Below are 24,774 nucleotides of genomic sequence, written 5' to 3'. Positions count from 1 at the left end.
TCGCGCGCTTCGCCCTAGGTAGCAACGAAAGGCTGACGTGTACGACGAGAGCGATACTCCTTCGGAGAGTGACCATAGCGCGCGCGAAATGCGCGGCTAAAATGGCTGAGATCATTGAACCCATAGGAATATGCGATCTCACCAATCGACAGGTTGTCATAGTAGGCATCGCTCAGCATTTCCCTACAGCCGGCCAAACGCTCGCCGATTATAAACCGCCCCAGCGATGTATTTTCCTCCGCTAGAAGGCGGTTGGCATGTCGAACGCTGATACCTGCCGAACGCGCGGCAAGTGTGGGACAGAAATCAGGATCGCGAATGTGCCTTCGTATCGCCTGCTTCAAGCGTGAACGCATCGCAGCATGGCCGTTCGCAAGCTGAAAAGCGTCGCCCCGCTCGCTTCCGAGCGATAATGCCAATAGATCGACGACATGCTCTGCAACGCCCTCTGCGGTGGCTTTATCCAATTCAGAAACTCTTTTCGGCAACATACGCGCCAGCTCCAGGAAGAGACTGGCAACTCCATGTTCTCCGTCTACTGCTCTAGCCACGAACGGCGAAACCGGCCCGAGACGACCGACGATCTCGCTGCGCGGAAATTGCAGGCAAATAAGCCGCGTATCGTCGGACATGCGCAGGACGTAAGGTCGAGAGCTATCGTAAAGGGCAAAATCACCAGCATTTAGCACAGCCTCGTGGCCGTCCTGTATGAGCTGCGTCTTTCCTTTGATTTGGATGGAAACCAAGAGGTCATCTTCACTGCCCTTGGTGATCTGCCGTCGTGAGCGCTGAGCCTCGATGGCATCGCTTTCCGCTTCTACGACGCGAAGCCAACCGAGAGTGTCATAAAGCATCTTGGCCTTGAAGCAATCTCGCACTGTCGAATTGCAATCGAGCTTTACGAAGACATCGCAAACGAGATCGCTCCAATAAGCGAACCCATCTTTTGCAGCCACGCGATCCGTTGAAAAGGATCCCCTCATCCCAACCCCCGACGCTGGCCGCCGTGGCCAAGACTTTTGTCCCGATTAGTCAAGCGACTGCGCTGACGATTGTCTATGTAAATTCGCGAAAACAGTGGAAAATCGGAGCCAAGAAAGCCGTGCCAACACAATTCCTGTTGCTGACTGCAAGCCTATGTCTCGTCGTGGCCCTTCTTCAGGCTTGGCTACTCGTCGCCGTCTTCTCATCCGACGACAGCCCGATGCTCAAACTTATCCCCGGGCGCCATGATCTGCTGAAGTCTCATATCGACTATCTGATGATGGCGCAGTTCCAGTTCATCTTTTTCATGCTGTTTCGCACGCTTGAAATCATACCGCCGGCATGGATGACGGCCTTCATTTGCATCGGCTCTTTTTTCAACCCGTTTGCATTCTTCGTTCGGGCGCTCCGGCCGAGCTACCTGAAATCGCCACCGATCGCTTTCACGGCGATGATCACGTTGAGCTGTATTTTGACGACGGTCGGATATGGCGCGGCAGCCTGGTTCGCGGCAAAAGAGGCACTTTCGGCTCTCTAATCGCGAAGCATGCAAAAGAATAAAATACCAGCCGGCCTGTAAGCCGGGTTCTGTTTGGAGGATTGCGCCTCCGCGACGACCATTCATCTGGGACGCCTGTCGCCAAGCGCCTCGTGCAATCAACCCGGGCAGGTAGCGTGAGAACGCGCCTTGCGTCTGCGGTTTCCCGCTCCGCGCGCCCACCCCTATTTGATCTTGCTCCCGGTGGGGTTTGCCCTGCCGCTTCTGTTGCCAGAAGCGCGGTGCGCTCTTACCGCACCTTTTCACCCTTACCGCCGAGCCCGGAGGCGCGGAGGCGGTATGTTCTCTGTGGCACTTTCCCTGGGGTCGCCCCCGGCGGCCGTTAGCCGCCACCGTGTTCTCTGGGAGCCCGGACTTTCCTCCACCGGACGCTTTGCTCGCGAGCCTTTAGAGCCCGTTTCGCCTCAACGATATCCGGCAGCGGCCGTCCGGCCGGCTGGTATGGCGAGATAAGCGATCTGCAGAGCGAAACGTCAAGGGGGGTCGGATTGCCTCCGTTTGGCGACAGGCAAGCGCGGAACAGGTGAGAGACGGCCGGAGATCCAGCGCAAGACTCGTCGGAGACGCAAGACTGAGCCATCGGCAGCTTCACGTTGGATCCCCGAACGCGCTCGCGATGCTCGCCGCGTTCGAGGATGACAAGGCACGTGATCTACGACTTGCCGACAAGTCCGCGTCTTGCGGCCGGCTCCCCGCAGGGAGTCTCGCAAGGCGCAATCAAGAATTAAGCCCCCATAGCCATACGCATGTTGTGCGAACGATCATGAATCGCCCGCTCCAGCCGGTTGCCCGCGGCCTTCGTCGTCAAAATCTGATTGACGCGCTCGGCGATCTGTACGGCGGCTTCGCTCGGCGGCAAGCCGCCCGCATAGATGTTCGAGATCACCGTGTATTCGTAGCGCACGTCCGGGTTGCCGCTGAACTGCGCCGCCGCTTTCTTCGCATCATCGTCGAGACGATACGCGATGTAAGCCGACATGCTGCGCGAGGCGAGCGCGTCGCCGCCCGGCCGCTCCCCGATGAGATTGATCACAAGCTTCGGCTGTAACGCGTCGCCCAGCGCTTCCGCCAGTTTCACCCGGCCATACGGCGCGAGGATCGGCTTGCCGGCTGAAATGCTCTGCTCCTTCAAGCCGTCAAGCAAAGCGGGCAACAGGTCCGGAATGTTGTGATGCACGGCTTCCGCACTCAACCCGTCCGACACGATGATCTGTACGTCGACGCTTTCCGGTGCGAGTTCCGCGATCATCTCGTCCGCAGGCTTTGCGCCGCGATCCGGATGCGAGAGGTGGATCTCCTTGCTCTCGGCCGACGTCTTCACGCGGCGGAAGTCAATGCCGGCAAGGCGTTCCGGCGTGACCTCGGCATAGATCGCTTCGCGCGCCGCCGCGAGGTTGGCCTTGATCGCGCGCGACACCTGCTCGCTCGGTCGCGGACCGGCACTCTCGAACCCGTAAGCCGCCGGCAGGTTCTTGCGCAGCCGCTCGAACTCGTCCTCCGAGCAGAAGATTTTCGGATTGCCCCAGTTCGGCCCGCGCTCGATCTCGCCGTCTTCGTTGCGTACGAAGATGCCGCGCGAAATCGTCCACTCGAGAAACTCGGGCGCAGGCGTCAGGTCGTGCACTTCGCGCATCGTCTGGTCGTCGTGCCCGCAGGTATCGAAATAGGCGAGCATGCGATCAATCGAGAGATAGACGTCCATGAAGTAGTTGGCGCCCGCAGCCGTCAGCAACTCGGCTGCGATCTGCTGACCTTCCATCGTGATCTCGGAATGCAGCGTGTAGCAGGGCGCCATGCCCATCGGCAGGCCGAGCAGCTTGCCCATGAAATGATCCTGCAGGTTCGACACGATCATCTCGAAGTTCGAGCGGTGCGTCTCCGGCCCGATGAAGCCCGTCACGTTGTTGACCATGAACGGATCGTAGCGGCGCGCCAGCCCATAGCAGAGCGCTTCCGTCGTCGTCATGTCGATGTCGTTGTGTTTGCCGTAGGTCAGCTCGCTGCCCTGTCCGGTCTCGAAATACATGAACTGGTCGGCTTCGCCCGCAAGCGGCCCATGCTTCGCCATCGTCGTATAGGCTTGGTCGAGTACGTCGGCCGTGCAGTCGAACTCTTCGATGAGCGTGCGATCCGTGCCGGCCAGCGACTGGAACATGATTTCGACCGGCGCCCCGCTTTCAAGGCACGCGAGCTGCGTCTTGACGTGGGAGAGCACGCAGATCTGCGTCGGCGCGCCCGTTTCGCGGCGCAGCTTGTCGAGATGCTTCAGCGCCTTCGTGATGTTCTCGACCGTGTCGATTGCCGGATTGAGCCCGAGCAGCGCATCGCCCGAGCCCATCGACAGGCCCGTATAGACCAGCGCCGACATGGCATCGAGATCGTCGGTCGGGTGGTTGGGTTGCAGACGCGACGACAATGTGCCGGGCGCGCCAACGAGCGTCCGCGCCTTGCCGGACCGCTTCAATTTCTTCGCCGCATAGACAAGCTCATGCACGTCCATGAGCTTGGCGATGGCCGCCGCCATGACGCCCGTCAGCGCCCCGCCGATGCGCTTGGCTTCCGCCGACTTCGCGCGCAGCAGCATGTTTTTGACATCGCCGAGCGTCTTCGGCGCCAGCTCCGCGAAGGTCGCAAGATCGATATCGTAGTTGATCCGCATGACTGAATCGACCTGACCTTCATCGTCGGTCAGCGGCCGGTCGTAGAGATGTTGCAGCGTGAGACCTGAAAGGATCGTCCGCGCAGCTTCGCGCTCGACGTCGTCCTTCGCTGCCAGCCCACAATTGCGATCGCCCGCCTTGTCGAAGTCGGCCGCGCCGAGCAGCGCCTTCAGACCGCGGAAGCTATAGGTCTTGTCGAAAAGCGAAAGCTGATAAAGCTCGTCCGGCTGCGGCTCCGGAACGTCGATCTGCCGCCAAGGCTTTAGCTCGATCCTCGGTTCGCCCATGTCACCGCCCTCATTGCTCTCATCTGGCCGGTTCGGAACACGCGACGCTCACGCCGCTAAAGGCGTCGTCAACGCATGTGCGGCCGACTGAGCACATCATAAACGAAGTTCGTGAGGCGCAAGTCAAGTTCCTATTAGTCAAATCTGGCAACTGCCGGAAAAGACGTCTGGATGCCTATTGGGGCAGCGAAGAACAGGACACACCCTGTCATCCTCGGGACCAGCCGAGAACGAAAGTGCCTCTACTGGCGCAGTGCCGCCGCGCGCCGGGCAACTTCGGTCGGGCTCACCTCGCCCGCGTCGACCAGGGCGTTGAAGCAGCGTTCCGATAGCCGCTTGCCGACCGAGCGCATACACTGGCGAACTTCGGGGCTGTCCGAAGCGAACTGGCTGCAATAGGCATAGTAATCGCGCGAGCAGGCCAGCTTGACGTGCAGGCTGACCGCTTCAGCGCCGGTCGCCCAGACGGAAGCCACTGCGAAAAATCCAACCGCAAACGATGCACATGGACGCAAACGGACAACTCCGCTTAGCTTCGACATTTCAGCACCCTGGTTTGGGATGAGGTGTTAACAGCCTGACAATAAACCCTTTAACAAAGGTTAATAGCAGTTTGTGATTTGTTTAAAGATGGTCCGATGTCTAGCCGACGCCAGCCTGACGTCGCGACAACTGAACATCGCTTATCTGACGGCGCGATCAAGATTGACGGCCTGATCGAGACCTTTGGCCTGAGCAATGCCGATCGCCCCAACAAAATTGGCGCCGTCGAGATCGGCGCGCGTAAAGTCGGCACCGGTGATGTCCGCACCTGAGAAATCCGCTCGCGACAGGTCCGCGTCAGTGAAGTCCGTGCCTTTCAGATTGGCCCCGTTGAACCGGGCAAACCACAGCACGGCTCGCGTCATGTTGGCGTCTTCGAGCCGGGCCCCTGAGAAATCGCAATACTTGAGAACGTTGCGATACGTCGTGGCAAGCGTTCCCTCCCCGGGCCGACCTTCGAGCGGATAGAAGTTGGCATGAAACAGGTTCGCACCGCGGAAGTCGGCACCCGACAGTTCCGCCTGAACATGAACGTCCGTGAGATTGGCGCCGGTGAAGCGCGGCGCATCCTGTGTGTTCGACGACAGATCCGCGTAGATCGTCGGCCTCAAAATCGTTGCGCCCGTGAGGTTAGCGCCGGAAAGATCGGCTCGCATCAGCACGGAGCGGTCAAGGCGCGTATGCGAGAGATCGGCACCCTTCAGATTAGCACCGGTGAAGTCCGTGCCGTAAAAATCCGAATGCGCCAGGTTGGCCGCTTTGAAATTAAGTTCCGACAGATCGAGATAAACGAGAAACTTGCCGGAGAGATCGGGGCGGATCCCCGGCTTCGCCTGGAAGAGCAGCGTCGTGACGGCTCGCGCGCTCATGTCCGGGTGTTCCGGAACCGGGCCGAGCGGCTGTTCAGCCCACGCTACCATCGGGCCGCAGATCACAGCCAGAAAAGACAACGCGGCCAGAATTCGAACCATGCTCAAACCTTCCAAGCGCCTTTACACGCCAATCATGCATGAGTCCGAATAACCCGGGGATATCATTTTCGTCGCGCCTGGGTGGTGAAATCGTCGCGTCGCAACCTGTCGCGCTACGTTATCTCATTATGGCGTGAGCTGCCCATAAGCCTTACGTGTGCGGTTGCGGCAGCCCGCGAATAGATCGAGCGCCGGATCGTAAACGCGCGTCTTTACGTTCATGATCCCCAGCGCCGAATGAAAAAGATTGTCGTGACTTACGCGCGCGCTCGCGTGCGCCATCATGCAAGACTGATCGATGCCGCGTGCTTCACGCAGCGTCGGGGAAAGCCACACCACCATCGGCACATGGATTTGCGCTTCCGGCGCCAACGCATAGGGCATGCCGTGAAGGTACATGCCGTGCTCGCCGAGGCTCTCTCCGTGATCGGACACATAAAGCATTCCGGCATCGACGCCGCGGCTTTGCGCATCTGCAAGCACCCCGATAAGCCGCGCCAAGACGTGATCGGTATAGACGAGCGTATTGTCGTAAGCATTGACGATCGTCTGCAGCTCGCACCGGCTGAACTGCGCGTCTTTGCAAGCCGGCGTGAATGTCTCGTATTGCGGCGGATAGCGCCGCCAGTACGCAGGACCGTGACTGCCCATCATGTGCAGCACGATGACCTCGTTGTGCTGCATCTTCTCGATGCGTTCCTTGAGACCATCGACGAGAATATCGTCGTAGTTTTCGGTGCTCGGAAAGAACGTCGGAACTTTGTGTCCGGTCAGAGTTTCGGTTTCGATGCGTGCGCAGACGCCCTTACAGCCGGCTTGATTTTCACGCCACAGGACATTCACGCCCGCTCGCTTCAAGACATCCAGAAGGTTCTGGCGCGTCTCTGCCTTTGCATTGGTGAAGCCGTCGTGGCCGTAGCCTGAAAACATGCACGGCACCGACTGGGCGGTATCGGTCCCGCACGAATAAGCATGCGGATAATTGATGAGGTCCGGCACCTTGGAAAGTTCCGGATTGGTCGGTCGCGCGTAACCGTTTAGCGCAAAATGATCTGCACGCGCAGTTTCACCGACGACGATTACGAACAGCGACTTGCGCGCCGGATTCGACGCTGCCGCCTGATACGCATCATCACCGTAAGGTGCGGCCACCTTGACCTGCTTACGCCCTTCCCGCCGCCAATACGTCGTAACCGCTGAGATGTAGTTCAGCGGCGTCAGCGTCATCTTCAGTTCGCGATGCTCGCGGCCGAGCGAAAGAATGTTGCCTAGGAACGGCAGCACCACCGCGACGCAGATGACAGAAGCCACCGTCGCGTATTTGAGTTTCGCCAGCGTTTCATCGCGCCACGACCGCTCCATCCACGGCACGAGCCAGAATAGAACGCCGGGCACAACCCCGAGAAATACGACGTACCCGATGAGCTTCCACGTGACGAGATCGCCCGACTCTCCCCTGTCCGTCTCAAAGATATTTCGCACCATGTGCGCATCAATGAGGATGCCATACTCGCCCATAAAATACGCGGCCGCCGCAGTGACCGGCAGCAGAACGAGAACGAGCACACGCAGCAATGGCTTCAGCGAAACGGCAAGCAGCACAAGATACGCGATGACAATAGTCGCGACACCAACTGCGCCAACGAACGCCCAATCGCTGAACCGATGCGGCGCAACGAGGATCAGAAATTTGTTCCAGAACGGCCGGTTCAGAACCAGCGCGACGTAGACGGCAACGATAAGCGCCAGAATTTCCGGCCGCCGCGGCTTAAACACCTGTCTGCCCTGCTTCGGTTGTTTGTGCCGAGTTTCGCCGAGCCCCCGGCCGGCGAGATGCGCTGCAATCCGTCAGCACACCCTCGGCATCAACATCACCGCTGACGTTGCGTCAAGCAGCAGCCGGCTTCGACGATGCCGCAACAAGGCGTTCGAGCGTGCCTTCGGTCGAACGATCGAGCCGCCCGTCCACGCGGCGAGGCCTGAAATGCAGTTGAAAAGCCTTGAGAACCTTTTCCGTATCGGCGTCCAGTACGCCACTGGTGTCGATGCCATATCCGTAGGCGGCAAGATTTCTCTGTGCATTGAGAACACGCGGACCTTCGGCGCCAAGCTCCAGCCCCGGATCGTCGGCCCGAACGGGCAACGGCCGCACCCACAGCCCCAGACCTTCCCGCGCCATCAAAAGCCAATTGAACTTCTCGCCCGGATCGATCTTCCGCCCTGGCGCCACATCCGAATGCGCCAGAATGTTTTCAGGCCGGATATGATTTCTGCGAACAATATCCTTCGACAGTGCAATGACGGACCGCATCTGCGCTGCGGGAAAATCGGGATAGCCGTTCTGATGTCCGGGATTGTGGATCTCGATCCCGATCGAGTGCGAATTGATGTCTGTTTCGCCTCTCCAATTGGAGACGCCCGCGTGCCACGCCCGGAATTCTTCCGGCACGAGCTGTGTCACGACACCATGCTCGTCCACGACGTAATGGCAGGACACGCCGCTTTCCGGCCGCGATAGCCAGTCGATCGCTTTCGCAGCCGACGCCATGCCGGTGTAATGCAGAACGAGCAGCGACGGCTTTACGCCGCCGCGTCGCGGCTCCCGATTGTGGGCCGCACAAACCGCATGCGTCAGCGGCGTATCCGACTCGAAGGTCACGGAGTGGGTTCCAGCTCGCGCACCGCCCGCTGACCACGCTCTTCGAGAATGGCTTCGTAAGCTGCCGTGATCGCTGCCAGCCGCCGTTCGGCCCCGGCAAGAAACTCCGGCGGTACACCCTTCGAAACGAGCGCATCGGGGTGGTGGCCTTTGACCAGCTCGCGATACCGCGCCTTGAGCTCGGCATCCGAAGCCAGCGGCGAAACGTGCAGCACCTCGTACGGGCTATCGGCATCGAAGACGAAGCCGCGGCGCACGCAGCGGAACTCGCCCTTGCTCAAGCCGAAGATCTCAGCGACCCGCTCAAGGTACTTGTCTTCGTCGGGGTGCAAAACGCCGTCCGCGCTCGCGATATGGAAGAGGCTTTCAAGCACCGAGACCTTGATCTCGGGCTGGCCTTCGAGAATGTGCGCGATCTGCGACGCATACGTCTCGTATCCGGCCACGTCCCGGCTCGCGAGCTCATAGAGCTTGCGTACGTGCGCGCACTCGCTTTCCGGCACCTGGAACTGGCGCTTGAACGCTTCCGCCTCAATTGGCAGCGAAACGCCGTCCGCCTTGCTCATCTTGGCCGCCAGCGCCACGACCGCGATCGTGAATGCGACGCGTGACTGTCCAGGCGTCTGCGTACCCTCGAAGCCGAACGCCTCCTTGAGGTGCTCGAGCGCCGAGCGCAAGCCGCCACCATACGCAACAACAGCGTTTTTCAAAAATTGCCAGGCCATGATCGTCCGTGATTTTTCGCCTCGAACAAGCCCGTCCGCCGTGACGGCCATAGCGTTCAGCATAGCCGAGCCGGTACGGTAACTCCCCTAAAATATCAGCAACATGGGCGGAAAATGGGGAATTTCTGCTATGCAGACGGGGCGCGTCGCCACGCCCCGGTCGTCAGGCCGCTGGCCCGTTTTCTGCACGCCGCGATTTAAGAAACGCCTCGAACGCCGCGGCGTCGGCCGCCCGCCGCAACCCATCGAGATACTTGCGGAATTCCTCCGCCTCAGCTTCGAGCTTCCGCAAAGTCGCGCGCCGATAATCATCGAACGCCTCATTTCCGAAACGCGCCGGCCGTGTTGCCTCCGGCCTCTCCATTTTGCGAGAGGCGCTGCCGCACCGCCGCTGGCGGAACACTTTCATCAAAATCACCGCTGCAAACGCCAGGAAGAGAAAGCCGACAACGTGAAACAGAACGAAAAACGGCAAGAAGATCAGATGGTGAAGATAAAACATCGAGTCCGCTCCGCGTAGTTGGGCACACCGAATGAAAAGCCGGAAAAGATGAAGCAGGGCGGCCACGACAGCCGCCCTGCCTTATGTCTTGGAAATCAAGTCGTGGGACTGGTACCGGGTTCCTGTCCAGGTTCCGGACGATCGCGCCTTTCAGCCATGAACTGGTCGAACTCGGACTTGTCCTTGGCCTGCCGTAAACGCTCCAGAAATTCCCGGAATTCGCGCTCTTCGTCTTCGAGCCGTTTCAGCGTTGCTTCGCGATAATCATCGAAGGCCTTGTTACCGCTGGAATAACCGCCGCCTCTATGGCCATCGCCTCTAGGTCCATGGCCGAAGGCGCCGAATTTCTCTTCCATTCGGCATCGCGCCCGCTCGAAACGTTCCGCCATCCGATTTTCCCAGCGTTCGCGACCCCGACCACCGTGCCATCCGCAGTTCATGCGTCCACTCCAAAGCATATAGGTCAGGATGACAGCCCCAACCGGCCAGAAGACGATGAACCCCAGAACCATCGCGGCAAGCCACGCGGGCCTGCCGAAGTCATCGAGCGTCTGCACCACTTGCGTCATTGCCACCCTCTCCTCATTCAGGATGTAAATGTATTTTACATTCACATACGTGGGACGGCAAGGGGTGAGTTCAAGGGCTAGCCGCAGCTATCGAGTAAAAAAGGTTCGCGACAGGCTCACCGCCCGCCGCGCATCCGCTTCATCACTTCGATGGCGATCTCGTTCTTGAACGCATAGGGATCGACCACGACCCCCAGGATCGTCTGGCAATGCGGGCAAACGTAGCTCGCCCCGCTGAAGGTGTTGCCCGCCATGTTGGTGATGCCGATCTGCTCGGCGCGAACGTTGCCAACGACGTTTTGACATTTCGGGCATTTGCCGGGCATTGCGAACTCCTGAAGACGTTTTCAAAAATCGCATTCAAAAAATCAGACACGTCTGAGAAACGAGGATCAAACGATGGCGATTCAGCCGTTACCGAGTATGCGGATCATCGCGGGAGCGGCAATGATCCCAAGGGGGAAACCGCGCAGCTTTAAGCGGGCTATCAACCGCTGTTTGCTTTTCTAACGCCCAGTCCGTCGAGATAGATCAGGACGGCAGCGTCGAGCAGGTCTTCGGGCGTCATCGGGATGGGCCGGCGCGCCTCGTCGCCACGGGCAAAGAGCGAGGCAATCCCGTGCGCCTCGGCCCAAATGTGAAGCGCCATCATCATCACCGGCGGCCGCTTGGCCTCCGGCATCGTCGCGACCAGCGCCGCACATCCGTCCTTCAGCACATCAAACGCCCGCTCACCTGCGACATGCAGATCAGGAAAAGCGGCGAACGAAAGACCTGATTCGAACATCGCCGAATATTGCGCCGGTTCCTGCCGCGCGAAATCGAGATATGCCTTGCCAACACGCTCGAATGCCTTGAACGGATCAGGCGCACCGCCCGCCCAGGCTTGCCGGAGCTTGGCTTCGAACTGCTCGAACGCATGCCGCGCGACATCTGCCATCAGCGCGTCGCGGTCGCGATAATGCCGATAGGGTGCCGCGGGGCTTACACCAGCCGCCCGCGCCGCTTCGGCAAACGTGAATCCGGACGGCCCCTTTGCCGCGATCAAATCAAGCGCCGCCTTCATCAAGGCTTCGCGCAAGTTGCCGTGGTGGTAGCCGCGCCGGTGGCCACGCGGTGGCGGATCGTGATCCCAAGTCATGGGGCGCTTCTAGCGGATTTGCGCGCGCTCTGCACGCGGGCCCTACTTGCAGATATGCATCAACCCGTCGCGGCCGTGGTGCGCCAGGTCGAGATGAAAATGATTGCTGTGCAGGCTGTTGTAGTTCGGACCGAGCACTGTCGTGAAATAAGCGCACGATCCGTCATGCACGACCCGCAAAAAGTCTTGCTCGGCCCGCGACCCATTCCAGCCGCGCTGGACGCTGATCGTCGTGCCGTCGGCGAGCGTGAAACCGCCGATATCGACGGCGTTCGCGTAGGCGTGCTCCGAGATCATCGCCCCTTCGACATTGTTCATCGGCCGGCAGGAATAAGAGGCGAGCACTTTGATGCTGACAAGCTCCTGCCGGAATTGATAACGCGCCGCCGGTTCGACGACTTCCTTCACCCAGCGGTCGAGTTGCGGGATCATCGGACAGCGCAATGCCGCCGGCGGATTGAACGCGACCCGGCCATTGTCTGCAGCCGACATCTCGAATGGTTCGACAGCGCCGCAAACGCTAGGGCCACCCAGCGCCGAGCGCGCCCGCACGAACGCCGTCTGCCGCACGACGCCGGACGCCAGACAGGCACGCTCTTCCGGCGTGCGCCACGGATCATCTCGGACTTGAAAGCTCGGTCCCGTCGTTCCGCAGCCCCAAAGCAGACCGAGCCCCGAAAGCATCAGGACGGCCGTGGGCACAAGAACTCGGATACGACGCGGAACCATGACGGCGAGTAAGCGGCGTTAACGTTAACGGCCGGTTAAGGAAGTGTGAGATCCACCCGGAAAACAGTTATATCGCTGGCTTTTCAGACGGATTTTGGCCGCCGGCTTGACGATGAAAAGACCGACTGCGGCGGTCCGGAGGCGGCACCGTCATGTGGCGGTCAAGTCGCACAAAGTTGCAGCGCCAAAGTTATCCACAATTAAAGCCACGCCGACACACGCCTGAAATCGCCGCGTCATTGAGCAAGGCTATTTCGCAAGCGCTCCCGGAGGCGCTACCGGGCTCGAACTCGTATCGCGTGCGAGACCGGAATGAGTGCCGTCCCCGCGTCTTCGATCGGACTAGTACCGCGTACCGGTCCGAAGACGCACCATCGGGACAGATAAGCGCTTGCCGAAGCCACCCGCTTCGGTAGGAGCGTGTGCCCTGAGGACCTTCGAATCGGCCTAAGCGATCAATCCCCCGTGCCGGTCCGGTTCATCGGTCCCCAGGGCCACCGTTTCCCTCGAAAAATGCCAGCGCCTCGGCCTTGAACGATCTGTCGCCGACGGCCCGATTGTGATCCTTGCCCGGAATTGTATAGGCCCTCGCACCGGGAATGAGCTTGGCAAGCTCCTCCGCCGATCCGCCAATGACGTCCTCATCTCCCACGGCAACCAGTACCGGAACCGAGATTTCCCCGATCATCTCCGCCGTGATCGGCGCGCGCGACGACCGTATGCATGCCGCCAGAGCCCGCAGATCGCTCTTCGTCTGCTCGGCAAAAGCGCGGAAGGTTCGCGCTGTCGGGTTGGTCACGTCCGCGATGCTTGGCGCTTCGAGCGCCCGCGCGATGGGACCGGTCCCGGCCATTCCACGCACCATGTTGATGCCAAGTCCGCCGAACACGACGCGCGCCACCCGATCGGCATGCGTCAACGCCAGAAACGCAGAAATCCGCGCGCCCATCGAATATCCGATGACGTTCGCTGTCCTCACGCCGATATGGTCCAGCAACCGCCGCGCATCTTCTGCCATCAGCGGCGCACCATAATCGACAAGCTCGTAAAGCTTCTGGCTTCCCCCATGACCGCGGTTATCAAGCGCGATGACGCGATATCCGGCGCGCGTCAGAAATGTCACCCAGCCGGTGTTGACCCAGTTGGTCTCAACGTTCGACGCAAAGCCATGGATGAGCAGAACCGGGGGTTTGTCGCCGCCGCCTCCGGTGTCGAGAAATGCGATGTCGACCCCGTCGCTGTCGAAATGGTCCATGCTGCCGCACTCAATTGCCCGAAAGTTTTTTTATGTCCCCTACCATCCCCGCCGCCACGAGGATATGGTGCGGCCAAACATCTCCCATCGCGGAAGGATGAAGCATGGCCGGAGCCGTAATCCCGCACTTCGCCAACGACGTTGGCGCCGAGCGAATCTTTGTCGGCGTGAAAGAGTTCAACTGCATGGGTGCCCGGCCGCCCTTTGATCATCCGCACGTCTACCTCGACATGGGACAGGACAATCAGATCCTGTGCCCCTACTGCTCGACGCTGTACATCTACGATCCGCGCCTTAAAGCGACCGAGAGCGATCCCAAAGATAGCCTCGTCGCAGATGCAGCTTGAACTCTAGACACGTTTCGGAATTCGCGTGACCGGCTCCCAACGCCTGAGCGCCCTGATCGCAGGTGGCGGCATCGGCGGCCTCGCGACCGCCCTCGCGCTCGCCCAGCGCGGCATCGACGTTCGCGTTTGTGAGCGCCGCGCTGAATTTCCCGAAGAAGGCGCTGGCATCCAGATCGGCCCCAATGGGACGCGCATTCTGCAGCAGCTCGGCGTCGCGGAATTTCTGGAAAACAAGGTCGCGAGCCCCGACACGCTCATCGTCCATGATGGCGCGTCTGGCCGCGAGCTGACGCGTTTGCCCCTCGGTTCGTGGCTTGCCAAGCGCCATGGTGCACCATACTGGACCGCGCATCGCCGCGATTTGCATTCCGCACTGCGAACGCGCGCCGAAAGCGAGCCGCGCATCACGCTCTCGCGCGCGACTGAAATTACCGCTTGCCGTGACGAACCGAATGGTATCGCCGCGGTCGATGCATCAGGCGAAGTGTTGAGCGCTTCGCTTCTCGTCGCGGCAGACGGGCTGTGGTCCACGCTCCGCCGCAGCATCGCAGGCGAATCGGCCGTTCCGACTCCCGTCGGCAAAACCGCCTTTCGCAGCATCACGACAGCAGAAAACATGCCGCCCGAACTTGCGCGCAACGCCGTACATATATGGCTATCGCCGGGCGCACACGCAGTGCACTACCCCGTCACCGGCGGACGCGACATCGCCATCGTCGTCATCGCCGACGATCCGGCGTTGAGCGAAGACTGGGACGCACCTGCCGCCACCGACGCCGTCAAAGACAAAATGAAATCCTTCGCGCCGTCGCTTCGGTCGCTGGCGAACAGCACGCAGACCTGGCGGCAATGGTCGCTCTATCGTCTGCCGCCCCTCACACATTGGACGTCGGGCCGCGCAGCACTGCTCGGCGATGCCGCGCATCCGATGCTGCCGTTTCTCGCACAAGGCGCCGTCATGGCGCTCGAAGACGCGATCGCGCTGGCGTCGTGCATCGCGGCTTCAAATAGTGAACTCGAACACGCGCTTCAGAACTACGAACAAGCCCGTCACCCGCGCATCAGCAAAGTTGTCGAGGCTTCCATCCGCAACGGCCGCATCTATCATATGCACGGGCCCACAGCACTTGCGCGCAACGCGGTCATGAAATTGCGTTCGCCCGAGCGTGTCATGGCCGGCTTCGATTGGCTCTACGGCTGGAGCACTCCCCTATGCTGAGCCGCCTGAAATCTTTTCTTACGCGACGCGCCGATATCGTCACGCTCGGCGCTCAAGGCCTGATCGTCGACGACGCTTCGCGCGTGCTTCTCATTCGCCACGGCTATCGTCCCGGATGGCACTTTCCTGGCGGCGGCATCGAGCATGGCGAAGACGTCGAAACCGCGCTCGCACGAGAGGTGCTGGAGGAAACCGGCATTACCATCACCGCACCGCCGCGTCTGATCGGCATCTATTCCCACTTCGATGATTACCCCGGCGATCACATCATTCTTTTTCTTATTCGTCATTGGCAGCGCGCCGTCATGCCCGAAGCCAACGCCGAAATCGCCGAACAGCGTTTCTGCGCCCTCGACGATCTGCCGGAACGGCTGTCGCCCGGCACGGACCGGCGGCTGAAGGAAGTTTTCGGCGGAACAGAACAATCACTCAAGTGGTAGTCCGTTCGGCCGCACTATCGCGCCAACGCTTTCAGGGCTAGAAGATCGTCCTTCGATCTACCCGGGGGTCCCTTAAGCGAAATCCATGGCTTACCTCAGCGGCATCATCACGAGTTTTCTCGTTGCCTTTCCCGCCTTGTTCTCGATCGTCAATCCGCTCGGCGGCGCGCTGATCTACAGCCAGATCACGCTCGGTCGCCCGCATCCCGAACGTGTCTCATTGGCGTGGCGTGTCGCGACCTATGCTGCCATCGTCATGCTCGTCTCGCTGCTCGTCGGCGCGACGCTGATGAGCTTTTTCGGCGTTGGCATTGATGCTTTGCGTGTCGCGGGTGGCACCGTCGTCGCCGTCTCCGGCTGGCGCATGCTCTACAATCCGCAAGAGACCGAAGACCGTAAGCAGGACCATGCGTCCGGCACCAACAGGGCCGCCGCATGGGGCAGCGACGTTGCGTTCTTTCCGTTGACCATGCCGTTCACCACGGGACCCGGCACGATCTCGGTTGCGATTGCGTTGAGCGCCAACCGGCCACGCGAAGCCGCCGAGCTTCTACCGTTTTTCGCGGGCACCTGCGGGGCAGCTATCGCCGTCGCGCTGACAGTGGGCGCCTGCTACGCCTACGCCGACCGCCTTGTCTCACTGCTTGGCCCCGGCCGTGCTCGCATCTTGACGCGGCTCTCAGCGTTTCTGCTGCTCTGCATCGGCGTGCAAATTCTGATGACCGGCATCCAGGGCGCTCTGCAGGCGACCCTCACCTCAGTTCATTGAGGACCGTCAGCCCGCCTGCCGCGCCATCTCGGCGACGCGCTCGGCGGCTTCCTGCATCGTCGCGCCTCTGAGCAGCAATCCGAACCACGCGAAAAGCTCGCGCGAGTTGGCATTGTCCGCGACACGCCATTCCGGATGCCATTGCACCGCCAGGATGCGCTCGCCCGACTTCGGCCGGATACTCTCGACGACGCCGTCAGGACTTGTCGCCTCGACGGCGAGCTTGCTGCCGAGATCGCGGATGCCCTGAAAGTGCACCGAATTGACGGTGATCGACGGCGCGCCCATCACGCGTTCCAGCACGCCCTCGGGCGCCAGATCAACTGGATGCTCAAACGCGAACATATCCGCAAACGCCACGTCAGGCGCCGCATGGTGAACCTGCTCGCGTCCGGCGGCACCGAGGTCCGGCCTGAGCGTCGCGCCATAGGCAACCGCGACTTCCTGAAAGCCGCGGCAGATGCCGAGCACCGGCCGGTTCTGCTCAGCCGATTCCGCGATCAGCCGAAACGACATCGCATCGCGGCCGGGATCGAACGGCCCTTCACCCGCATCAGCGCTGCCATAGAGCTTCGGCGCGACGTTCGACGGGCTTCCCGTCAGCATGATGCCGTCCAGCCGGCTGAGGATCGAAGCCGCATCCATGATGTCCGGCAGCGACGGCACGAGAACGAGATCTGCCTCCATGAACGGGGCGACCCTGAGATATCGCTCAGCGACGCCCTGAAAAGGATCCGCTGGGTTGCGCTGGCAGCAAATGACACCGACGAGAGGGCGCTTGGACATGGAATGGAACCTTGAAGGATGGCGCGATGTACCGCCCATATGGCATTGCGAAGCGTCGACGGCAATGGACACCACGGTCCTCTTGATCCGCATCAAGACCAAATGGAACCAATTCACAGTCCCTGTTCCCTATCTCCAGCGCGGCACCTATGGTGGCGCCGAATTAGCACTGCTGATCAGGAGCATCACGTGTCGGTCGGTTTGAAATTCGATTGGGAAGACCCTCTTCTTTTGGAAGATCAGTTGTCGGAAGACGAGAAGCTGATCCGCGACACGGCGCGAGCTTTCGCCCAAGACAAGCTGCAGCCGCACGTCATCGAAGCCTATGCCGAGGAAAAAACCGATCCCGGCATTTTCCGTGAGATGGGTGCGCTCGGTCTGCTCGGCCCCACGCTTCCCGCAGACTACGGCGGCTCGGATTCGAACTACGTCTCCTACGGACTGATTGCGCGCGAGGTCGAGCGCGTCGATTCCGGCTACCGCTCGATGATGAGCGTGCAGTCGTCTCTGGTCATGCACCCGATCTATGCCTACGGCAGCGAGGCGCAGCGCGTAAAATATCTGCCGAAGCTCGCAAGCGGCGAGTTGATCGGCTGCTTCGGCCTGACCGAACCCGACGCCGGTTCCGATCCCGGCGGCATGCGCACGCGCGCGGAGAAGATCGATGGCGGTTACCGCCTCTCAGGCGCGAAGATGTGGATCACCAACGCGCCGATCGCTGACGTCTTCGTCGTCTGGGCAAAATCTCAGGCGCACGGCGACAAGATCAAAGGCTTCGTCCTCGAAAAAGGCATGAAAGGCCTGTCCGCGCCGAAGATAGCCGGCAAGCTGTCCCTGCGCACATCCATCACCGGCGAGATCGTCATGGACGGTGTCGAAGTCTCCGACGAGGCGCTGCTGCCGAACGCGGAAGGCTTGGCCGGCCCGTTTGGTTGCTTGAACCGTGCCCGCTACGGCATCGCCTGGGGCGTGCTCGGCGCCGCCGAGTTCTGCTTCCACGCGGCCCGGCAATACACACTCGATCGCAAACAATTCAATCGCCCGCTCGCCGCGACGCAACTCGTGCAAAAGAAGCTCGCCGACATGGAGACCGAAATCACGCTCGGCCTGCAGGCGGCGCTGCGCGTCGGCCGCTTGCTCGACAATGGCAAGTTCGCGCCTGAAATGATCTCGCTCATCAAGCGCAACAACTGCGGCAAAGCCCTCGACATCGCCCGCATAGCGCGCGACATGCACGGCGGCAACGGCATCTCGGAAGAGTTCCAGGTCATGCGTCACATGCTGAACCTCGAAACAGTCAACACGTATGAAGGCACGCACGATATTCACGCCCTGATCCTCGGCCGCGCCATCACCGGACTGCAGGCCTTCGCATGATGACGTCTGAAAGTCCGAAACCGCTTGCGGGCCTACGCGTGCTGGAACTCGCCCGCGTGCTCGCAGGACCCTGGGCCGGTCAGACGCTCGCCGACCTCGGCGCCTCCGTCATCAAGGTCGAACGGCCAGACGGCGGCGACGATACCAGGGCCTGGGGGCCGCCCTTCATCGCCGATGACGATGGCGCCGGATCGGCGGCCTACTTCCACGCGACGAACCGCGGCAAGCGATCGATCGCGCTCGACTACGACAGCCCCGCAGGCCGTGAAACGGCGGTCGCGCTCGCCAAACAGGCCGACGTCATCATCGAGAACTTCAAGGTCGGCGGCCTTGCCAAATACGGTCTCGATTATCCGGCGATCAAAGCCATCAACCCCGGCGTCATCTATTGCTCGATCACCGGCTTCGGCCAGACCGGGCCTTATGCGCCGCGCGCGGGTTACGACTTCATCGTCCAGGGCATGGGCGGCATCATGGATCTGACCGGCGCGCCCGACGGTGAGCCGCAGAAGATCGGCGTGGCGTTCGCAGACATCTTCACCGGCATCTACGGCACCATCGGCATCCTGGCGGCCCTTAACCGCCGCAATGCGACAGGCGAAGGCGCACATGTCGACATGGCACTGCTCGATACGCAGGTCTCGGTGCTGGCCAACCAGGCCATGAACTATCTAGCGTCCGGAACGCCGCCGCGCCGCCTCGGCAATGCGCACCCCAACATCGTGCCTTATCAGGTGTTCGAAACGGCCGATGGGCCGATCATCATCGCCGCCGGCAACGACGGCCAGTTCGCGCGCGTCTGCGATCTGCTCGGACTCAAAGGCCTCGCAGCCGACGAGCGCTTCAAGACCAATGCCCGCCGCGTCGCCAACCGCGCTGAGCTGATACCGCTTCTCGCCGTTGAAATTGCGAAGCGCACAGCAAGCGACCTGCTCGCGGCACTGGAAACGGCCGGCGTTCCGGCCGGCCCCGTCAACCGGCTCGATCAGGTTTTTGCCGATCCCCAAGTCGTTGCCCGCGGATTACGCCAGGACCTTGCCCGGCCCGGCGCGGCGCCCGTGCCGACCGTTCGCAGCCCCATCGTGATCGACGGCATCCCCTGTGCCGCCACCACCGCCAGTCCCAAGCTAGGTGCGGATACCGATGCCGTTCTGGAACGCCTCCAAGCGGGAAACGATCCCTGGCTAACATGATCTCGAACCACACGAACGAACGCAATATCTCCGAGCCCCGAAGTATCCCAGCGCGCTAGGGCTTGGAAGCTGTACACACGATCGTTTCTCGCTTCAGCGGAAACGGCGTGGTGACGAGCTTCCAGAAGTAGTGTTCGAATTTATTTGACTTCGAATAGACATTTTCGGTCCGAACATTTACGGATCGAAAGCCGCACTGCTCCATAAAGTGCCGGATTTCAAAAGGCGTGTATTCGGTCACGTGGCCCATTTCGCCACTCGCTTCGAGGCGAGACCAATTCTCGTAAAAATCCGTGAACTTCCCCTCTCGAACGACTTTGCAAATCTTGCGAAGGCCGAGCCCGTTGGGTGTCGTCAGGTAAAGCAAACCGCCGGGCTTCAAAATCCTCTGAACTTCCCGCATCGTGATGATTGGATTCACATGCAAATGCTCGAACACTTCACTCATCACGACGGCATCGAACGTACCGGAGGGAAGTTGAATATGGGCAGTACTGGTATCGCCTTTGATCACTTCAAATGACAGCCACCGCGCGAGGCTTTCGGCCGGCAAAGCGGTGTCGTACGCGGTGACGTGATAGCCGAGCCGAGCCAACGTTTCTGTAGCCGTATATGGCGCGGCGCCGATATCGCAAATTGAAGCGCCCTTTGGAACCGCCCGCTCGATATCTCGAACGCAATGTGCATTCCGCGGAGCATGAATTTTGATGTAGTGCGCGGTCGTGGTTGAAGATCCGTGAAAGGCCAGAAGATCCGCCGTCACGCCGTCCATAACGTCGCCGACCATCATCGCCCCCTCCTTGTCGAACCGGGAGGATACTAGGGAAATTCAAACAGTGCGCCATAAAAAATGTTCAATACGGAATATTCGTATGTGGACGAAGTGCATTCCGAACTCGGCGCACCAAATGCTCACGCATCCTTTTTGATCCGCGGGGTAAAATTCGCGACGTCTATAGAACGGCCGAATGCTTGTCGTGAATGTCGTTGAACACGACTTGCGGCCCCGTAATATCGGCATAGTTTTCAGCCGGGAGCGGCTTGCCGAAGAGGTAGCCCTGAATTTCGTCACAACCGATAAGGCGCAGCATCGCCAGCTGTTCCTGCGATTCAACGCCTTCGGCCACCACGCACAGCCCCATCGCGCGCCCAAGCCCGATGACCGAATTGACGATCGCGGCCGCGTCTGAGTTGTTGACCATGTCGCTGACGAAGCTGCGATCGACCTTGATGCGGTCGAACGGAAATGCCCTCAGCGTGCTGAGCGACGAATACCCGGTGCCGAAATCGTCCATCGCAACGCTGACGCCCAACCGCTTCAAGCGGCGCAAGATCGATGAAGCGGCGGCGAGATCCTGAATGAAGAGGCTTTCCGTCACCTCGATTTCGAGACGATGGGGTTCAAGCCCCGTCTCGGACAGCACATCGGTCACGAGTTGCACGAAATCGCTGCGCATGATTTGCGCCGCAGATACGTTCACCGCGACCCGAAATTTTTCACGCCATTGCGCAGCTTCCCGGCAGGCTTCCCGCAAGACGAACTCGCCCATCCCGTGAATAGCTCCGTTGGCCTCCGCAACGGGAATGAAATGATCCGGCGAGATCAGACCCGCATCCGGATGCACCCAGCGCAGGAGAACCTCGAAAGCTGTGACTGATCCGGTTTTCGCATCGACCTGAGGCTGAAAGACAAGCGAGAGCTCCTGTCTCTCGACGGCGAGGCCGACATCGCGTTCGAGCGAACGACGCTGCCGCCGCTCGTGCTCCATCTGCGGCTCGAACATTGCGAAGCGGCCACCGCTCCGCTTTGCGCGCAACAGTGCCATCTCGGCGTGTTCGAGCAGTTCGTCCAGCTCTCCGCCGTCCTGCGGAAAATTCGCGAGGCCAACGCGCACATCGATCATGAATTCTTCGCCGCGCTCGATCCGGTAGCGCCCGCGCAGCCCCGAAACGATGGCTTCGGCGAATTGCTCGGAATCGAAATCGTCGGACGTCTCAGTTTTCACGACAATGAATTCGTCGCCACCCATCCGAACGATGAGATCGCAATCGAGAGCTACCGAACGCAAAAGCTGGGCGACCTTAACGAGCGCCATATCGCCGACGACACGGCCGTGAAGATCGTTGATTGCGCGGAATTCCGAAATATCGATATGATACACGGCAACGGCGCGCCGCATCTCGCTCGCCCGCTGCAGAATAATGCCAAGCCTGTTCTTGAGCGTGACGCGATTTCCAAGTCCGGTCAGTGGATCGAAGAACGCCAGATTATTGAGCCGCGTCCGCGCCTCGGAATTCTCGATGGCCATCGCGCAGAATTTAACGCACTCGCCCGCGATCTGACGCTCGAAAAGGCTGACGCCGCGCTTCTCGCGAAAATAGAATGCAAAGGCGCCGAGCACGCGCCCATCGACCGCCTCGATCGGACACGACCAGCATCCAAGCAGTCCGAAAGGCAAAGCAAGCGACTTATAGGGCGTCCACAGCGGATCCGTCTCGATATCGCGAACTTCAACGGCGCGGCGCAAATAAATGGCGGTTCCGCAAGACCCGACCGTCGGTCCGATATGAATGCCGGCAATCTGTCTCGCATAGGAATCGGGAACGGAAGGGCCGGCGATAAACGTCAGCCGCTCGTCGTCCACGCCTGATATCGAGCAGATGACGCCCGGCGCCAGCGCCTCAACGCCGAGACAGAAAGTTGTCAGGACATTCTCAAGCGAATCGCCCAGCGCAATTCCGACAAGAATTTCCTGCTGAAGAGCATGCAGCTGCTCTCCAACATGCATTTGGTCGGAACTCTTACCTGCCCGGTCATTGCCCGCCGGCTATCACTCGTTGAATGCGCGAACGCGCATTGAGAAAAACTGCTCGAATATCGTCCAATAGAAAATGCAGCGAAAGAGCTTAAGAAACTAAAACTGGAGCGCGAAACAAAAATACCGTCCGAATAGTGAGCGATTGGATAATAAGTTCTTCAATATGACAGCATCTGGTAAAAATCGTTTACTTGGGCCGCGTACTGATCCGATCCGTCCTGAAATGGCGGCAAGCTGGAAATTAACAGTTGGTCCCGTCGCGCTGCCGTTCGGCGGTGCAAAAACATCCTGTCGGAGCCAGCTCCGGTGCGCAGGTAAGCGCATGGCCGCCCTTGAGCACAAAGCTAGGAGGTGGGCAGCGTTCACCACCGTCAGTATCTTCCCCGATCCCGTACCTTAATTGCCATTTTGTCAGTCGACGAACCGCCAAATTCGTGGCTTGGATCCGCATAGTCGCAATATTGCCAAACTAACTCCGTGTCTCTGACCATAGCGTGCATTTGAAAGGCAACGATTGAAACCTAACTGCCGCCCAAAGTTGCCTTCCACCGACGAAGGGCTTGGCCCTGCGACAAAGTTGAAATAACCGTCGGGCCGCCGATATAAGCCCTCGCAACATCCAATCATCCACCCCTCATCTGGTCTCTGAACAACATGCCTTTCACGCTCGACCGTCGACACGTTTTAGCCGGCGCTCTCACGACCACGGTTGCGGGATGGACGACCTCGGCCAGAAGCGACACGCCTGTCGGTGCAGCCAACCTTGGCGCGCCGCAGCCGTTTTCCTTCGATGCCCTGAAGCAGCAGGCGAAGACGCTTTCGAAATCGCCGTACGTTCCGCCGCCGCAGCCCGACAAGTCCGATCCCTTGCGCGACATGACGTTCGATACGTTCGCTCAGGCCGTGTTCAAACCTGACATGGAGCTTTGGCATGGCGTCCCGGGCGCCCAGACCGTGCGATTGTTTCCGCAGGGCCGCTTCTACGCCGAGCCCGTTCGCATCTACGTGCTCGAAAACGGCTCGGCGCGGGAAGTTGTCTATAGTCCCGACTATTTCGACATGCCGGCCGATCATCCGCTGCGCAAACTGAAGAACGCTGGTTTCGCGGGGTTCCGCCTGATGAGCCGCGGCGGCGTCAGCGATTGGCTCGCCTATCTCGGCGCGTCCTACTTCCGTTCCTCCGATCCCAACGATCAATACGGCGGCTCGGCGCGCGGACTTGCCATCAACACCGGCAAACCGGAGGAATTCCCCCGCTTCACGAGCTTCTGGCTCGAACAGAACGGCAGCGGCATGACGATCTATGCGCTGCTCGAAAGCCAGAGCGTGACGGGTGCCTATCGCATGGACAGTCGACGGATCGAAGGCGGCCAAGGCGGCGCGCTGCAGGACATCGAGTGCGAGCTCTATTTCCGCGCCCCTGTTGACATGCTCGGCATCGCACCGCTCACCGGCATGTTCTGGTATGGCGAAAATTCCGGTTTTACACGCGGCGACTGGCGGCCTGAAGTCCACGACTGCGATGGACTGTCGATGTGGACCGGCCGCGGCGAACGCATTTGGCGCCCACTCTCCAATCCGCCGCGCATCGTGACGAACAGCTTCGTCGACGAAAATCCGAAGGGCTTCGGATTGATCCAGCGCGACCGCAATTTCGAAAACTACCAGGACGACAGCTTGTTCTACGATCGGCGGCCGAGCATGTGGGTTGAACCCCTGTCGGGCTGGGGCAAAGGCTCCGTCAACCTTGTCCAGCTGCCGACGACCAACGAAACCGAAGACAACATGGTCGCCTTCTGGACGCCGGCGGAGCCCGTGGTTGCCGGCTCGGTCATCAACTCGCGCTATCGCTTGTTCTGGGGCATCGATTCCCCGCCGGTCGGTGATGTCGCGCGTATCGTCGCAACGCGGATCGGTATCGGCGGTCTCGGCGGCCGCGACCTTGACCTGCGCCATATCAAGCGAAATGCCAAGAAATTCATGATCGATGTCGAAGGCAAGACGCTTGACGATGAGACCCGCTATGGCGGCACCAAAACCGTAGTGACGACGAGCCACGGTACGTTGAGCGGCATCGAGGCCTTCCCGGTTGTCGGCACCAACCGCTGGCGCATGATGTTCGACCTCAGCGACCTGAACGGCCAGCCCGCCGATTTGCGCGCCTATCTTGCGAAGGACGGCGAAGCGCTGAGCGAAACCTGGATCTATCAGGCCTTCCCCTAAGCAAAGTCTCCAGCCAG

25 protein-coding genes and 1 other RNA gene are annotated in these 24,774 nt (G+C 60.4%); 9 read left to right on the top strand and 17 right to left on the bottom strand.

Annotated features, from left to right (window positions below; all coding sequences use genetic code 11):
• Positions 1-14 precede the first annotated feature (14 nt).
• Positions 15-983: a helix-turn-helix domain-containing protein gene (locus HYPMC_RS01430; RefSeq protein WP_013945968.1), complete on the bottom strand. Its 969-nt coding sequence runs from the start codon at positions 981-983 to the stop codon at positions 15-17.
• Positions 984-1,102: 119 nt separating this feature from the next.
• On the opposite strand from HYPMC_RS01430, the gene HYPMC_RS01425 reads away from it, so the two are divergent.
• Positions 1,103-1,522, top strand: a complete 420-nt coding sequence (locus tag HYPMC_RS01425; protein ID WP_155831146.1) for a hypothetical protein — start codon at positions 1,103-1,105, stop codon at positions 1,520-1,522.
• Positions 1,523-1,545: 23 nt separating this feature from the next.
• On the opposite strand, the gene rnpB is transcribed toward HYPMC_RS01425, so the two are convergent.
• The 13 genes from rnpB to HYPMC_RS01365 form a co-directional block, all read right to left on the bottom strand.
• An RNA gene (gene rnpB, locus HYPMC_RS23515) (RNase P RNA component class A) lies at positions 1,546-1,983 on the bottom strand.
• A gap of 284 nt (positions 1,984-2,267) precedes the next feature.
• Complete coding sequence (eutB, locus tag HYPMC_RS23055; protein WP_013945966.1) at positions 2,268-4,490, bottom strand: ethanolamine ammonia-lyase; 2,223 nt, start codon at positions 4,488-4,490, stop codon at positions 2,268-2,270.
• Positions 4,491-4,732: 242 nt separating this feature from the next.
• The gene (locus HYPMC_RS01415; protein ID WP_013945965.1) at positions 4,733-5,032 is read right to left on the bottom strand and encodes a hypothetical protein; all 300 of its coding nucleotides are present in this window, start codon (positions 5,030-5,032) and stop codon (positions 4,733-4,735) included.
• 141 nt (positions 5,033-5,173) lie between these two features.
• Entirely contained in the window at positions 5,174-6,004 is an 831-nt protein-coding gene (locus tag HYPMC_RS01410) for a pentapeptide repeat-containing protein (RefSeq protein ID WP_013945964.1), read from the bottom strand.
• Positions 6,005-6,130: 126 nt separating this feature from the next.
• Positions 6,131-7,780, bottom strand: coding sequence for a phosphoethanolamine transferase (locus HYPMC_RS01405; RefSeq protein WP_013945963.1), 1,650 nt, complete (start codon positions 7,778-7,780; stop codon positions 6,131-6,133).
• A gap of 112 nt (positions 7,781-7,892) precedes the next feature.
• A complete protein-coding gene (locus HYPMC_RS01400) occupies positions 7,893-8,663 on the bottom strand; it encodes an N-acetylmuramoyl-L-alanine amidase (protein WP_013945962.1) in 771 nt (256 codons plus the stop codon).
• Entirely contained in the window at positions 8,660-9,388 is a 729-nt protein-coding gene (locus HYPMC_RS01395; RefSeq protein ID WP_024275264.1) for a DnaJ family molecular chaperone, read from the bottom strand. Before HYPMC_RS01395 ends, HYPMC_RS01400 begins: the two co-directional genes overlap by 4 nt.
• 163 nt (positions 9,389-9,551) lie before the next feature.
• Positions 9,552-9,890, bottom strand: a complete 339-nt coding sequence (locus HYPMC_RS01390) for a DUF2852 domain-containing protein (protein ID WP_013945960.1) — start codon at positions 9,888-9,890, stop codon at positions 9,552-9,554.
• A 95-nt stretch (positions 9,891-9,985) separates the two neighbouring features.
• Positions 9,986-10,459 (bottom strand): DUF2852 domain-containing protein, encoded by a 474-nt coding sequence (locus HYPMC_RS01385; protein ID WP_013945959.1) that lies wholly within the window; start codon positions 10,457-10,459, stop codon positions 9,986-9,988.
• 116 nt (positions 10,460-10,575) lie between these two features.
• The gene (locus HYPMC_RS01380; protein WP_013945958.1) at positions 10,576-10,785 is read right to left on the bottom strand and encodes a hypothetical protein; all 210 of its coding nucleotides are present in this window, start codon (positions 10,783-10,785) and stop codon (positions 10,576-10,578) included.
• Between the two features lie 161 nt (positions 10,786-10,946).
• Positions 10,947-11,600, bottom strand: a complete 654-nt coding sequence (locus tag HYPMC_RS01375) for a TetR/AcrR family transcriptional regulator (protein ID WP_013945957.1) — start codon at positions 11,598-11,600, stop codon at positions 10,947-10,949.
• Between the two features lie 42 nt (positions 11,601-11,642).
• Positions 11,643-12,302 (bottom strand): extensin family protein, encoded by a 660-nt coding sequence (locus HYPMC_RS01370; protein WP_244420959.1) that lies wholly within the window; start codon positions 12,300-12,302, stop codon positions 11,643-11,645.
• 505 nt (positions 12,303-12,807) lie between these two features.
• Positions 12,808-13,584 (bottom strand): alpha/beta fold hydrolase, encoded by a 777-nt coding sequence (locus HYPMC_RS01365; RefSeq protein ID WP_013945955.1) that lies wholly within the window; start codon positions 13,582-13,584, stop codon positions 12,808-12,810.
• Between the two features lie 104 nt (positions 13,585-13,688).
• Between HYPMC_RS01365 and HYPMC_RS01360 the strand changes: the two genes are divergently transcribed.
• The 4 genes from HYPMC_RS01360 (at position 13,689) to HYPMC_RS01345 (ending at position 16,359) form a co-directional block, all read left to right on the top strand.
• Positions 13,689-13,931, top strand: a complete 243-nt coding sequence (locus HYPMC_RS01360; RefSeq protein ID WP_013945954.1) for a zinc-finger domain-containing protein — start codon at positions 13,689-13,691, stop codon at positions 13,929-13,931.
• A gap of 25 nt (positions 13,932-13,956) precedes the next feature.
• On the top strand, positions 13,957-15,150 hold the full coding sequence (locus HYPMC_RS01355; RefSeq protein WP_013945953.1) for an FAD-dependent monooxygenase: 1,194 nt from the start codon (positions 13,957-13,959) through the stop codon (positions 15,148-15,150).
• Entirely contained in the window at positions 15,144-15,590 is a 447-nt protein-coding gene (locus HYPMC_RS01350; RefSeq protein WP_013945952.1) for an NUDIX domain-containing protein, read from the top strand. Before HYPMC_RS01355 ends, HYPMC_RS01350 begins: the two co-directional genes overlap by 7 nt.
• A gap of 85 nt (positions 15,591-15,675) precedes the next feature.
• Positions 15,676-16,359, top strand: coding sequence for a MarC family protein (locus HYPMC_RS01345; RefSeq protein WP_013945951.1), 684 nt, complete (start codon positions 15,676-15,678; stop codon positions 16,357-16,359).
• Between the two features lie 6 nt (positions 16,360-16,365).
• On the opposite strand, the gene HYPMC_RS01340 is transcribed toward HYPMC_RS01345, so the two are convergent.
• Positions 16,366-17,145 carry a gamma-glutamyl-gamma-aminobutyrate hydrolase family protein gene (locus HYPMC_RS01340; RefSeq protein WP_013945950.1) on the bottom strand — a complete coding sequence of 260 codons (780 nt, stop codon included), beginning with the start codon at positions 17,143-17,145 and terminating at the stop codon, positions 16,366-16,368.
• A 64-nt stretch (positions 17,146-17,209) separates the two neighbouring features.
• Here HYPMC_RS01340 and HYPMC_RS01335 point away from each other — a divergent pair, with 64 nt between their 5' ends.
• Genes HYPMC_RS01335 through HYPMC_RS01325 form a run of 3 tightly spaced genes read left to right on the top strand, consistent with a single transcriptional unit; the run spans position 17,210 to position 19,715 of the window.
• Positions 17,210-17,350 carry a hypothetical protein gene (locus tag HYPMC_RS01335; RefSeq protein ID WP_157135381.1) on the top strand — a complete coding sequence of 47 codons (141 nt, stop codon included), beginning with the start codon at positions 17,210-17,212 and terminating at the stop codon, positions 17,348-17,350.
• Positions 17,335-18,522, top strand: a complete 1,188-nt coding sequence (locus HYPMC_RS01330) for an acyl-CoA dehydrogenase (protein ID WP_013945949.1) — start codon at positions 17,335-17,337, stop codon at positions 18,520-18,522. The genes HYPMC_RS01335 and HYPMC_RS01330 overlap by 16 nt, the downstream gene beginning before the upstream one ends.
• A complete protein-coding gene (locus HYPMC_RS01325) occupies positions 18,519-19,715 on the top strand; it encodes a CaiB/BaiF CoA-transferase family protein (RefSeq protein WP_013945948.1) in 1,197 nt (398 codons plus the stop codon). The genes HYPMC_RS01330 and HYPMC_RS01325 overlap by 4 nt, the downstream gene beginning before the upstream one ends.
• Positions 19,716-19,770: 55 nt before the next feature.
• On the opposite strand, the gene HYPMC_RS01320 is transcribed toward HYPMC_RS01325, so the two are convergent.
• Together HYPMC_RS01320 and HYPMC_RS01315 are read right to left on the bottom strand one after the other, a co-directional pair.
• A complete protein-coding gene (locus tag HYPMC_RS01320) occupies positions 19,771-20,505 on the bottom strand; it encodes a bifunctional 2-polyprenyl-6-hydroxyphenol methylase/3-demethylubiquinol 3-O-methyltransferase UbiG (protein ID WP_013945947.1) in 735 nt (244 codons plus the stop codon).
• 163 nt (positions 20,506-20,668) lie between these two features.
• Positions 20,669-22,504, bottom strand: coding sequence for a GGDEF domain-containing protein (locus HYPMC_RS01315; RefSeq protein WP_013945946.1), 1,836 nt, complete (start codon positions 22,502-22,504; stop codon positions 20,669-20,671).
• A gap of 684 nt (positions 22,505-23,188) precedes the next feature.
• On the opposite strand from HYPMC_RS01315, the gene HYPMC_RS01310 reads away from it, so the two are divergent.
• Positions 23,189-24,757, top strand: a complete 1,569-nt coding sequence (locus HYPMC_RS01310; protein ID WP_013945944.1) for a glucan biosynthesis protein — start codon at positions 23,189-23,191, stop codon at positions 24,755-24,757.
• The last annotated feature ends 17 nt before the right edge of the window (positions 24,758-24,774 follow it).

Source organism: Hyphomicrobium sp. MC1, from assembly GCF_000253295.1.
In the GTDB taxonomy this organism is placed as follows: Bacteria; Pseudomonadota; Alphaproteobacteria; order Rhizobiales; family Hyphomicrobiaceae; genus Hyphomicrobium_B.
This window is presented reverse-complemented; position numbering and strand designations above follow the sequence as displayed.